The organism is Streptomyces sp. NPDC056486 (assembly GCF_042795295.1).
GTDB lineage: Bacteria > Actinomycetota > Actinomycetes > Streptomycetales > Streptomycetaceae > Streptomyces.
Genome location: NZ_JBHTSF010000005.1, coordinates 73,500 through 86,098, shown reverse-complemented (window position 1 = coordinate 86,098; position 12,599 = coordinate 73,500). Strand labels below are relative to the sequence as shown.

General features: G+C 69.6%; 9 protein-coding genes. 6 read left to right on the top strand and 3 right to left on the bottom strand.

Annotation, left to right across the window (positions count from 1 at the left end):
- Positions 1-106: 106 nt before the first annotated feature.
- Together ACFQ7F_RS04420 and ACFQ7F_RS04415 are read right to left on the bottom strand one after the other, a co-directional pair.
- Positions 107-943 carry an alpha/beta hydrolase gene (locus ACFQ7F_RS04420; protein WP_383265892.1) on the bottom strand — a complete coding sequence of 279 codons (837 nt, stop codon included), beginning with the start codon at positions 941-943 and terminating at the stop codon, positions 107-109.
- A gap of 152 nt (positions 944-1,095) precedes the next feature.
- Complete coding sequence (locus ACFQ7F_RS04415; RefSeq protein WP_383265889.1) at positions 1,096-2,289, bottom strand: ROK family protein; 1,194 nt, start codon at positions 2,287-2,289, stop codon at positions 1,096-1,098.
- Between the two features lie 191 nt (positions 2,290-2,480).
- Between ACFQ7F_RS04415 and ACFQ7F_RS04410 the strand changes: the two genes are divergently transcribed.
- The 6 genes from ACFQ7F_RS04410 to ACFQ7F_RS04385 all read left to right on the top strand — a co-directional run bounded on the left by ACFQ7F_RS04410 (position 2,481) and on the right by ACFQ7F_RS04385 (position 11,349).
- Positions 2,481-3,989, top strand: coding sequence for a sugar ABC transporter ATP-binding protein (locus ACFQ7F_RS04410; RefSeq protein WP_383266049.1), 1,509 nt, complete (start codon positions 2,481-2,483; stop codon positions 3,987-3,989).
- A 56-nt stretch (positions 3,990-4,045) separates the two neighbouring features.
- Entirely contained in the window at positions 4,046-5,014 is a 969-nt protein-coding gene (locus tag ACFQ7F_RS04405) for an ABC transporter permease (RefSeq protein ID WP_383266046.1), read from the top strand.
- A complete protein-coding gene (locus tag ACFQ7F_RS04400) occupies positions 5,011-6,021 on the top strand; it encodes an ABC transporter permease (RefSeq protein ID WP_383265886.1) in 1,011 nt (336 codons plus the stop codon). The genes ACFQ7F_RS04405 and ACFQ7F_RS04400 overlap by 4 nt, the downstream gene beginning before the upstream one ends.
- 14 nt (positions 6,022-6,035) lie before the next feature.
- The gene (locus ACFQ7F_RS04395) at positions 6,036-7,265 is read left to right on the top strand and encodes a substrate-binding domain-containing protein (RefSeq protein WP_383266043.1); all 1,230 of its coding nucleotides are present in this window, start codon (positions 6,036-6,038) and stop codon (positions 7,263-7,265) included.
- On the top strand, positions 7,262-8,134 hold the full coding sequence (locus tag ACFQ7F_RS04390) for a sugar phosphate isomerase/epimerase family protein (protein ID WP_383265883.1): 873 nt from the start codon (positions 7,262-7,264) through the stop codon (positions 8,132-8,134). The genes ACFQ7F_RS04395 and ACFQ7F_RS04390 overlap by 4 nt, the downstream gene beginning before the upstream one ends.
- A 71-nt stretch (positions 8,135-8,205) precedes the next feature.
- The gene (locus ACFQ7F_RS04385) at positions 8,206-11,349 is read left to right on the top strand and encodes a ThuA domain-containing protein (protein ID WP_383265881.1); all 3,144 of its coding nucleotides are present in this window, start codon (positions 8,206-8,208) and stop codon (positions 11,347-11,349) included.
- Positions 11,350-11,429: 80 nt separating this feature from the next.
- Here ACFQ7F_RS04385 and ACFQ7F_RS04380 read toward each other — a convergent pair whose 3' ends face one another.
- On the bottom strand, positions 11,430-12,569 hold the full coding sequence (locus ACFQ7F_RS04380; RefSeq protein ID WP_383265879.1) for an aminoglycoside phosphotransferase family protein: 1,140 nt from the start codon (positions 12,567-12,569) through the stop codon (positions 11,430-11,432).
- Positions 12,570-12,599: the final 30 nt, after the last annotated feature.

Here is a 12,599-nt window from a genome sequence, read left to right as displayed (position 1 = left end):
CGTACCGGCGGGTTTCGCGCCGGGAGGCCGTACGGCCTGCGACGCGTCACTGGATTGGACCAATGAGCGGTACGAACAAGCAGACGACACCACGTTGGCCTGGGGTTCAGACGAAGCGGCGGACAAAGGTCAGTGCGGTGTCCGCGACCTCCTGCCAGCGGCTGTCGATCGTCAGTGCGTGGTCGCGGTCGGCCATCTCCGTGATCTCGGTGACGCCGGAATTCTCCCTCTGCTTCTTGTAGGCGCCGTTGGCGAGCGCCCACGGCACGGCGTTGTCCTTCTCGCCCGAGATGATCAGGAGGGGGCCGCGCCGGGGATTGCGGAAGTCGACCTTCATCTCCGTCCGGGGGTTGATGTTGGCCATGGCCGCCTGGAACGGCGGTGCGCACGGAGCCGGGACCGCGAACTTCTCGTAGAGCTCCTTGGCTTCCTGCTCGCTGACGGCGTTGGCGTAGGCGTAGCGGAACTGCTCGAAGGTCAGCGGCAGCGCGCGCTTGCGGTTGGCCGGATTGCCGATGATCGGGCGCAGGGAGCGCAGCGTCGACAGGGGCAGCGCCATGATGCCGCGGAACGGCACCGGGTCGATCGCCACCGAAGCGGCGGAGAGACCGCGCCCCGCGAGGATCTGCGTGAGCAGCCCTCCGACGGAGTGCCCGATGACGGCCGGTTTGCGCTCCAGACCGTCGATCAGTCCTGCCAGGTGATCGGCGACCATCCCGACGGTCTTTCCCGCGAGGGCGTCGGGTCGCTGCCGCGCCTCGGCGACCGTGTCCGGATCGCCGGGCCAGGACAGGGCGACCGGCACATATCCGGCGGCCTCGAAGTGGGCCGTCCACAGGTCCCAGCTGCTGGGCAGCATCCACAGACCGTGCACGAACACGACAGGAACGCGCTCGGTGGCGGCGTTGGCGCGGTCGATCTGCTGGGCGTCATTGAGGGACATAGCCTGAAGTTATGGGCGCAAGTGCCGTACCGCATAGGAGAGTTGAGTGTATGGCCGGTGTTGCGCGGTGCTTGTCCGGTCTCCGTGGACCGGGGTGCGCGCGCTGTGGCTGAAGCTTCTCGGCTGTTGCTCGGCTGCTCCTCGGCCGCCTCTCAGCGCGCCGCCCCCGCCAGGGCCCGGTCCACCTGTCGCGGAGACAGCGCGTGCTCGACCGCGAGGATGCCCGCACCGATCGCCGCCGCGTTTTCGCCGGTGCGGCTCGGCTCGATCCGGAGCACATGGGTGGCCAGCGGATGCGAGCGGCGGTACACCGCTTCCCGTACGCCCGCGAGGAGTTGGTCGTGGACGGCGGCCAGCGCGCCGCCGACCACCACCGTGTCCGGGTTGAAGAAGTTCACCAGGCCCGCGAGGACTTCGCCCACCGCACGGCCCGCCTCGCGCACCATGCGTACGGCGTCGCGGTTGCCCGACTTCACGAGGCGCACTACATCGCTGCCCGACGTCGCGTCGAGACCGAGACCGGACAGTTTGCGGGCGATGGCCGCGCCGCCCGCGACCGACTCGAGGCAACCGGAGTTTCCGCACCGGCAGGGCTCGTCGAGGTCGCCGACCCGGATGTGCCCGATGTCGCCCGCGCTGCCCTGCGCACCCCGGTGCAGCCGGCCGTCGGCGACGATGCCGCAGCCGATGCCCGTGCCCACCTTGATGTAGAGCAGGTAGCGCGTATCGGGGAAGGCGCGGCGCTGCTCGGCGAGCGCCATCACGTTCACGTCGTTGTCGACGAGGGCCCGTGGGCCGAACCGCTCGGCGAAGAACTCCGGGATGGGGAACTGGTGCCAGCCCGGCATGATCGGCGGATCCACCGGACGGCCCGTCGAGAACTCCACGGGCCCCGGCACGCCGACCCCGATGGACTGCAGCGAGGCCGGGTCGCGGCCCGCGTCGTCGAGCAGGCCGTGCAGCGTCCGCTCGACATGGCCGAGCACTTTCTGCGGGCCGTCCGCGATGGAGATCGGATCCTCGCGCAGGGCCAGCGTCTCGCCGCCGATGTCCATCAGCGCGACACGGCAGTGCGATGCGCCCAAGTCGACGCCCGCAACGGCGTTTTCGCGCGTACGCAGCCGAAGGCGGCGCGGTGGCCGGCCGCCCGTCGATCCGCCGTCCGCCTCCTCGGTGAGGAAGCCGTGCGCGATCAGCGCGTCCACTCGCTGCGAAACCGTCGACCGCGCGAGGCCCGTCACACGGGCGATGTCGGCACGGGTCTCCACCGCCCCCGTACGGAGCAGGGCGAGCACTTCGCCGGGTGATGACGGCAGGGAAACCGGGTGATCCGGCGCTCCAGACATGGCAGCCACCATAGGGACGACTTTCGCTGCTCACAAGGCGGATGGTGTTCGACAATCGGCCTAACTAGCCGTCAACTTGCTTGCAGTGAAAGCTGCTTGAGCCCTTGACAGGTCAAAGTTCGCTCATCACATTGCTCTGCAGACCGCTGCCGAAGGAGCCGAGGGTGCAGGCGATGAAGGCGACGCAAGAGATGTTGGCGATGCGCGGGGTTTCCAAGAGCTTTCTCGGAGTGCGTGTGCTGCACGGCGTATCGCTCGACCTCGCCGTGGGCGAGGTGCATGCCCTTGTCGGCGAGAACGGCGCGGGCAAGTCCACCTTGATGAAAGTCCTCGCGGGTGAACACGTCCCGGACGAGGGCAGCATCGTGCTAGACGGAACGGAGCATTCCTTCAGCCATCCCGCGCAGGCCCAGGCCGCCGGGATCGGCATCATCCACCAGGAGTTCGCGCTGCTCGCGCACCGCACGGTCGCCGAGAACGTCTTCCTCGGCCGTGAACCGACCCGCTACGGCCTCGTCGACCGCCGCACGATGGAGGCCCGCACGGCCGAACTCCTCGCCGATGTCGGCGTATCGGGCATCACGCCACGCACATACATCCGCGATCTGTCCGTCGCCCGGCAGCAGACCGTCGAGATCGTCAAGGCGCTCGCGTCCGACGTCCGCGTCCTGGTCATGGACGAACCGACCGCGCCGCTCGCCGACCACGAGGCGGGCCTCCTGCACGACCTCGTACGCCGCCTCGCGGCCCGTGGCCTCGGCATCCTGTACATCTCGCACCGCCTGCGGGAGGTCTTCGAACTCTCGCAGCGGATCACGGTGTTGAAGGACGGCCGCCACGTCACGACCGTGCACACTCAGGACACGGACACCGACCAGGTCGTACGCGCCATGGTGGGCCGGGAACTCAGCGCCTACTACCCGCCGCGCGCCAACGCCGACGACGTCGGCGAGGTACGCCTCACCGTCACCGGCGGCGGCAACGACCGGCTCCACGGCATCGACCTGACGCTGCGCGCGGGCGAGGTCACCGGCATCGCGGGCCTGGAGGGCTCAGGCCGTACGTCCCTGGCGCGGGCCCTGTTCGGAGCGGCCCCGTTCACCCGCGGGACCATGACGGTGAGCGGCGAAGCCCTGCGGCCCACCGGACCGCGCCAGGCCATCCGCGCCGGAATCGCCCTGGTGACCGAGGACCGCAAGGCCGAGGGTCTCGCCCTGCGCCAGTCCGTGCGCGACAACGCGCTCCTCGTGACGCGCGCCGTACCGGCCCGCGGCGAACCCCCCGCCGCCCGGGAGCTCACCGCGCTCCTGGAGCGGGTGCGCCTCCAGGCGCGCGGCGAGGACCAGGAGGCCCGCTACCTCTCCGGCGGCAACCAGCAGAAGGTCGTCATCGCCAAGTGGCTCGCCGCCCGCCCCCGTGTCCTGCTCTTCGACGAACCGACCCGAGGCGTCGACGTGGGCGCCAAGGCCGCCATCCACACCCTCGTCCGCGAACTGGCCCGCGAGGGCATCGCCGTCCTGATCGTCTCCTCCGAACTGCCCGAACTCATCGGCATGAGCGACCGCATCCTCGTCATGTCCGAAGGCCGCATCGCCGGTGAACTGCCGGCGGGAGCGGCCGAGGAGGACGTGATGCGGCTCGCCACGACCGCCCCGTCGGGGGACAGCAGCGCCCCGTCCGGAGAGGAGCCCGCCGCGTGAGCGGTACTACAGGCACCACCGGCACCACCGGCACCACCGTCGCCCCACCGCCCGCCGTGAAGACCCGCACCCCGAGCCGCTCCAGGCTCACCGATCCCGCCGTCGGCGTCTGGCTGGCGGCCGGGGCCGTCACCGCGCTCGGCTGGATCGTGGTCGCCGCACGCGGTGGCGACTTCCTCACCCTCTCGAACGTCGTCGGTATCCTGCAGAACTGCGTCGCCCTCGGCCTGGTCGCCGTGGGGCAGACCGCCGTCATCCTCACCGGCTCCCTCGACCTGTCGGTGGCGTATCTGATCAGCCTCGGCACGCTCGTCGCCGCCACCACCATGGAGGACGGCAGTGTCGTCACGGCGGTGCTCGCCGTCCTCGCCCTGTCGGCGGCCGTCGGGCTCGCCAACGGCCTCATCGTCACCGGGCTCAAGGTCAACGCGTTCATCGCGACGCTCGGTACCGCGTTCATCCTGCGCGGCTGGATCGAGGACAACTACACGGGCCCGGCGGGCAAGGTCCCCGCCTCTTTCCAGCATCTGGGCTACGACCGGATGGGCCCGATCCCCGTCTCGCTCTTCCTGCTCGCCGCCGTCGCCGCCGCGATGTGGCTGATCACCCGCCGCACCCGCTTCGGGCACCACCTGTACGCGACGGGCGGCGACGAACACGCGGCCAGGCTCTCCGGCGTCCGCACCCGGCGCACGATCATCGCCGCGCACGTCCTGTGTTCGCTGTGCGTGGGCGCCGCGGCCCTCTTCCTCGCCTCACGGCTCGGCGCGGGTGCCCCCTGGGCGGGTACCGAGGCCCGCTACGACCTGGAGTCGATCGCCGCCGTCGTGCTCGGCGGCACCATCCTCGCGGGCGGGCGCGGGGGAGTGGCGGGCACGCTCGGCGGGGTCCTCGTGCTGGCCGTGCTCGACTCCGTCTTCAACCAGCTCAGCGTCGACCCGTTCTTCAAGAACGTCGTACGCGGCGTCGTCATCATCGCCGCCGTCGCGATCTACGCCCGGCGCGGCAGCAGGAGGTCCGCATGAGCAGCAGTACGGCAACCGCCGCTCCCTACAAGCGAGTCGTACGTTCCCTCGGTACCGGCGCCCCGGTCTATGCCCTGCTCATCGTGCTGCTCGTCGCGCTCGCCGCCACCGACCCCGGTTTCTACGAACCCGACCGCTTCCTCGCCTTCGTCAAACGCGCCGCGCCCCTGGTGATCCTCGCCGCCGGGCAGTATCTGGTCATCGTCTGCGGCGAGTTCGACCTGTCCGTCGGGGCGATCGTCACCGCGGGCGTCGTCGCGGCGGCAGAGGTCTACGGCTCGTTCCCTGACGCACCCTGGCCGCTCATCACGGCGGGGCTGCTGCTCGCGGGGGCGGCCACCGGCCTCGTCAGCGGACTGATCACCACACGCCTGAGAGTGCCCTCGTTCATCACCACGCTCGGCATGATGCTGATCCTGGAGGGCGCCGTCTTCTTCTGGACGGGCGGCTCACCGCACGGGCAACTCTCGGAAGGGTTCCGCCAGATGGGGCGCGGAACCGCCATGGGCTGGCTGCCCTGGGCGGTCCTCGCCTGCCTCGTCGCGGGCCTGGTCGCCGTCCTGCTCATGCGTTCCGATTTCGGCCGCACGCTGATCGCGACCGGGGACAGCGAACGCGCCGCCGCCCTCGCGGGAGTCCGCGTACACCGCGCCCGCATCATCGCCTTCGTCCTGTCCGGCGCGGCGGCGGCGCTCGCCGCTGTCCTCGTCGGCGGCTTCTCCGGGGTCTCCGCACAGGCGGGCCGCGGCTACGAGTTCGAGGCGATCACCGCCGTGGTCCTCGGCGGGGTCGTGCTCGGCGGCGGCCGGGGCAGCGTGGTCGCCGCGATGGCGGGCGCCTTCTCGCTGCAGGCCCTGTTCACGCTGCTCAACCTGCAGGGCGTATCGGGCGCCCTGGAGTCCACCGTCCAGGGCGTCATCGTCATCGCCGCGGTCGGGCTCGGGGCCGCCGACTGGTCCCGGCTGCGCCGCCGTCGTACCCACTCCTCAGGAGGCAGACCCTCGTGACGCACATCAAGCCGATCCGTGGACGCGCGGGGCAGCGGCGCGGACGCACGCTCGCGCCCGCTGCCGCCGCACTCCTCGCGGGCGCCCTGCTCACCTCCTGCACCAGCGACACACCAGCCGACGCCCCCGCTGGGGCCTCGCAGACCGCCGAGTCCGGCAAGGGCGGGGACAAGCCGTCCAAGTTTTTTCAACAGGCTGAGTACGAGCGCCAGTTGAAGCTCGGCAAGGAGACGGCGCAAGGTCCGGCCGCCAAGCCCTGGGAGCAGATGCTCGAACCGGAGATGACCGACACCGCCCAGTACAAGAAGAAGGGCTCGGGCGGCACGCATCTCTGCTTCTCCAACGCCGGAGTCTTCAACCCCTGGCGCCAGGTCGGCCTGAAGAACATGAAGGCCGAGGTGAAGCTCCACAAGGAGATCAGCGACTTCACCGTCCTCGACGCCCAGGGCAAGGACGACAAGCAGATCTCCGACATCCAGGAGCTCGCGGGCAACAAGGACTGCGACGCGCTCATCGTCTCGCCGAACACCACGGCCACCCTCACCCCCGCGGTGAAAGAGGCCTGCGGCAAGCTCCCCGTGATCGTCTTCGACCGGGGCGTGGAGAGCGACTGCGCGGTCACCTTCGTCAACCCCATCGGCGGCTACGGCTACGGCGCGGTCGCCGCCGACTTCCTCGTCGACAAGGTCAAGCCCAAGGGCAAGATCCTCGCCCTGCGCATCTCGCCCGGCGTGGACGTCCTTGAGACCCGCTGGTCCGCGGCGAAGCTGGCCTTCGACAAGGGTGAACTCGACGTCGTGGACGCCAAGTTCACTGACGGCGACCCCGCCAAGACCAAGTCGATCGTCTCCGACGCGATCTCCCGGCACGGTTCCATCGACGGCGTCTGGATGGACTCAGGGGCCACGGCCGTCGCCGCAGTCGAGGCCTTCGAGGACGCGGGCGTCGACGTACCGCCGATCACCGGCGAGGACCAGCAGGACTTCCTCCAGGCGTGGAAGGACAAGAAGCTCACCGCGATCGCGCCCACCTATCCGACCTTCCAGTGGCGCACGCCGGTCATCGCGGCCCTGCGCATCCTGGACGGGAAAGAGGTCCCCAAGGAGTGGAAGCTGCCGCAGCCCACGGTCACGCAGGACAACCTCGACGAGTACCTCCAGGAGGGCATGCCGCCGCTGCACTACGCGATGTGCGGCTGCCAGAAGATGCCGGGCTTCCCGGGAGACTGGGGAGGCAAGAAGTGACGTACACCGCCTGGCAGTTGGGTGCGAACCCTTGGATCTGGCACTCGCCGGTCACCACCGAGGTGCTCGGCGAGACGCTGCCGCGCCTGGCGGACTGGGGCTTCGACGCCGTGGAGCTGCCCATGGAGCAGCCCGGCGACTGGGATCCCGCCGCCGCGGTCAAGCATCTCGACGCCACGGGTCTGACGCCCGCGGCCGTGGTCGCCGTCATGGCCGACGAGCGCAACCTGGTCCGCGCGGACGAGGGCACGCTGCGCACCACCCAGGACTACCTCCGCCGCTGCGTCGACGCGGCCCACGCGATCGGCGCCCCCGTGGTCGCGGGTCCCGTGTACGCGGCGGTCGGTCGGACCTGGCGGATGGACCGGGCCACGCGGGCGGCGGCGTACGAGGAGTGGCGCGAGCACATCGCCCCGGTCGTCGAGTACGCGGCACGCGCCGGCGTCCGCATCGCCGTGGAGCCCCTCAACCGCTACGAGACGAGCCTCTTCAACACCGTCGCCCAGACCCTGGACGGCCTCGCGGGCCTGCCCGAGGAGTCGATCGGCATCGCCCTGGACACGTACCACCAGAACATCGAGGAGCACTCGCTGCCCGAGGCGGTCCGCGCGGCGGCGGGCCGCATCGCGCACGTCCAGGTGTGCGCAAACGACCGCGGCGCCCCCGGCACCGATCACCTCGACTGGCCCGGCTTCCTGCGTGCCCTGGGGGATTCCGGCTACCGAGGGACGCTCTGCATCGAGTCGTTCACGGCCCACAACGACGCCATCGCCGTCGCCGCCTCCGTCTGGCGGCCCCTCGCGCCCACCCAGGACGCGCTCGCGACCGACGGGCTCGGCTTTCTGCGCCGCACCCTGGCCGCCCTCTGACGTCCGACCCTCTGACATCCGGCAATCCCGCACGTCCGTCCGTCCTTCCTTCCCAGCAGAGAGGCCACCCCATGGACTGTCATGTGCGTGACAGAAAGCTGCGTGACACGAAAGGCTTACGGCGAACGGTGATCGCCTTCGTCGCCGCGCTGCTCCTCGCCGTCGGGTTCCTGCCCGCAACGTCGAGCGCCGCCGACAAGGCGCCCGCCTTCCGCGCACTGCTCTTCACCAAGGCCGTCGGCTACGTCCACGACTCCATCCCGGCCGGCGTCCAGATGGTCAAGGAGCAGGCCGCGGCGAACAACTTCGAGGTCGTCGAGAGCGCCGACGCGACGGTCTTCGACGACGAGAAGCTCAAGGACTTCGACGTCATCATCATGCTGCAGAACTCCGGCATGGTCTGGGACACCGAAGCCCAGCGCGACGCCATGAAGAAGTACGTGAAGAGCGGCAAGGGCGTCGTCGCCCTGCACAACACCCTCGACATGGGCGTCGAGGACTCCTTCCCCTGGTGGGACGACCTCATCAACGCCGGTGCCCACATGCCCGCCCACTCACCGGGCGTCCTGAAGGGCACGGCCAAGGTCGCCGACCGCGCGCACCCCTCCACCAAGGGTCTTCCCGAGCGCTGGGAGCGCCCGGAGGAGTGGTACAACTTCGACAAGAATCCCCGCGGTGACGTGCACGTCCTGGTCACCGCCGACGAGACGACGTACGACCCGGGCGGCTCCAAGATGGGCGCCGACCACCCGATCTCCTGGTGCCGCAACGCCGAGGGCGGCAAGGTCTGGGCCACCGCCATGGGCCACGACAAGGCGTCGTACACCGAGCCCGCCTTCCGTGAACACGTGCTCGGCGGCATCAAGTGGGCTGCGGGCAACCAGCCGGGCGACTGCGGCGGCACGGTCTGGTCCGGCTACGAGAAGACCGCGCTCGACGACAACACCGCCGACCCGATGGAACTGGACGTCGCCAAGGACGGCAAGGTCTTCTACGTCCAGCGCAGCGGCGAGGTGAAGATCTTCGACCCGAAGAGCCACTCCACCTCCACGGCCGGAAAGCTCGACGTCTACACCGGTGGCGAGGACGGCCTCGTCGGTATGGAACTCGACCCGAAGTTCGCCACCAACCGCTGGATCTACCTCTACTACGCGCCCGCGTCTGCGAAGGACGACGTCAACCGCCTCTCCCGCTTCACGGTCAAGAAGGACAACACCCTCGACCTCGCCAGCGAGAAGAAGCTCCTGGACGTCCCCGCCTACCGCGACCGCACCTTCCCCGAGCCCGGCCACACCGGCGGCGCCGTCGAGTTCGGCCCGAACGGCACGCTCTACCTCGGCGTCGGCGACGACACCCCGCCCAACCTCGACCCCAACTGGCAGGGCTATGCCCCGCTCGACTGGCGCCCGGGCAAGCAGATGCTGGACGCCGCCCGCACCGCGGGCAACACCAACGACCTGCGCGGCAAGATCCTGCGCATCAAGCCCACGGACAAGGGCGGCTACACCATCCCCAAGGGGAACCTCTTCGCCAAGGGCAAGGCCAAGACCCGCCCCGAGATCTACGCGATGGGCTTCCGCAACCCCTTCCGCTTCACCGTCGACCCCAAGACGGGCTACGTGCACGCCTCCGACTACGGCCCCGACCGCGGCGCGCCCGAGACCAACCGCGGCCCGGAAGGCCTCGTCGAGTACAACGTCATCAAGAAGGCGGGCAACTTCGGCTGGCCGTTCTGCCACGGCAACAACCAGGCGTACGCCCCCTACAACCCCGACACCCAGGAAGTCGGCGCCAAATTCGACTGCACCAAGCCCACCAACCCCTCGCCGAACAACACCGGCCTGAAGGACCTTCCGACGATCTCGCAGCCCGAGATCTGGTACGGCTACGGCGAGTCCAAGGAGTTCCCTGAGATGGGCGCGGGCGGCTCCGCCCCGATGAGCGGGCCCGTCTACCACTACGACGCCAAGAACCCCTCCAAGACCAAGTTCCCCGCCTACTTCGAGGGCGCGAGCTTCTTCTACGAGTGGGCCCGCGACTCGGTCAAGGAGATCCGCTTCGACAAGGATGGGAAGCTCCTCAAGATCAACGACTTCCTCAAGTCGGCGAAGTTCGCCAAGCCGATGGACATGACGTTCGGGCCCGACGGCTCGCTGTACGTCCTGGAGTGGGGCAGCGAGTTCGGCGGCGGCAACAACGACTCCGGGCTCTACCGCATCGACTACGCCCAGGGCCAGCGCACCCCGCTCGCCCAGGCCAAGGCGTCCGCCACCAACGGCCCGACCCCGCTGAAGGTCGACTTCTCCAGCGAGGGCAGCAAGGACCCGGACGGCGATCCGCTCACTTTCGCCTGGGACTTCGACGGCAACGGCACCTACGACTCGACCGAGGCCAACCCCTCCCACACGTACGAGACCAAGGGAGACTTCAACGCCCAGCTGAAGATCACCGACTCCACCGGCAAGTCCGGCTACGCCAACGTGCCCGTCACGGCGGGCAACACGGCGCCCAAGGTGAAGATCGAGACGCCGGTCGACGGCAAGCTGATCGAGTTCGGCGACAAGATCCCTTACAAGGTCACGGTCACCGACCCCGAGGACGGCACGATCGACTGCTCCAAGGTCACCGTCAACCCGGCCCTCGGCCACGACGACCATGAGCACCCCACCACCGACATCCCCGGCTGCGAAGGGACCGTGGACACCGGTGACCTGGGCGGCCACCCCGAGGGCGCCGACCTCACCTACGTCCTCAACGCGAAGTACACCGACAAGGGCGGTGACGGCGTCAGCGCCCTCACCGGCTACGGCCGCTCCGTCATGCACCCCAAGCACAAGCAGGCCGAGTACCACGACGACCAGTCAGGGACCCGCATCGTCTCCCAGGAGGGCGCCGAGAACGGCAAGCGCATCGGCGACATCAGCAACGGCGACTGGATCGCGTACAGCCCGATGAGTGTCGAAGGCGTCAGCAAGGTCAGCTACAAGCTGTCCTCGCCCTACGGCGTCGGCTCCATCGAACTGCGCGCGGGCGCCCCCGACGGCAAGCTGCTCGCCACGACACCCGTCCCCAACACCGGAGGCTGGGACACTTACCAGGCCACGCCGGACGTGCCGGTCGAAGCCCTGGCAGGCACCCACAAGCTGTATCTGGTCTTCAAGTCGACGCAGGACAATTCCTTTGACGTAGACGCGGTGCAGTTCACCACGTCATAGTCACCTGGAAGTCGCCGGGGGCAAGTGAAGGTCCGCAGTGCGCCGCTGTCCATAAGCGCACCGCGGACCTTCATCCCCCGTCAGCGAGTGCCGACCGCCGCGCGCACGGCCCGACGGGCCAGCTGGCAGTCGTCGTGCAGCCGCCTCAGCAGCAGCCGCTGTTCCTCGCCGGACGGCGCGGCACCGGGGTGGGCCGGACCCGGTGCCATCGGGGCCGAATCGTGCATCGTTCGCTGCACGGCCATCTCGTACGTACGGATCTCTCGCGTGAGCACCAGCATCAGATTGACCAGGAACGCGTCACGCGCCGCCGGTCCCTGCTCCTGCGCCAGCTGGCTGATCTCGCGCCGTGCCACCGGTGCGTCACCGAGCACCGACCACAGCGTCGCCAGGTCATAGCCCGGCAGATACCAGCCCGCGTGCTCCCAGTCCACGAACACCGGGCCCGCGGGAGAAAGCAGGATGTTCGAGAGCAGCGCGTCGCCGTGACAGAACTGCCAGGTGCCGTGCTGCCCTGCCGAGTGCGCGATGCCGTGCAGAAGCTTCTGCAGGTCGCCCATGTCCCGGTCGGTGAGCAGACCCAGCTCATGGAAGCGGGAGATCCGCTTGCCGTAGTCCATGGGCCTGCCGAACAGCTCCTGCGGCGGACGCCACCGGTTGAGGTGGCGGATCGCGTTGAGCGCAAGGCGCACGTCCGCACGGGGCGGCGGCTCGACGGGATGGCGGGACAGCGCGGCGACGCGTCCCTGCATGCGCTCGATCACCAGCGTGCAGTCCTCGGGGTCCGCGGCGATCAGCCGCGGGGCCCTGACCGGAGGACGGTGCCGGACGAACGAGCGGTAAGCCGCTATCTCGTGCTGGATCCGCTCGGTCCACACCGGCGAGTGGTCGAGTAAACATTTGGCGATCGCGGTGCTGCGTCCTGTCGTTCCCACGAGGAGGACCGTCCGTCCGCTGCGGCGGAGCACCTGGACCGGATTGAACTCCGGACAGATGCGGTGCACCGAGGCGATCGCGGTGCGCAGTTGCGCCCCTTGGGGGCCTGACAAGTCGAGTCTCCCGCTGAGCGGTTGCGTGCCGGGCCCCGGAACGCGTCGCGTTCGGCCGGCGCCGAGCGACCCGGCCGCGGGGCGCGCGGGCTCCAGATACGGGCCGCTGCCGGGCTGTCGGCTGTGCAGCGGCCGGGGCGGGGCGGACACGGAGGACGATGCTGTGTACATGGGCGATACAGATCCCTTCGTGTGCCTGCG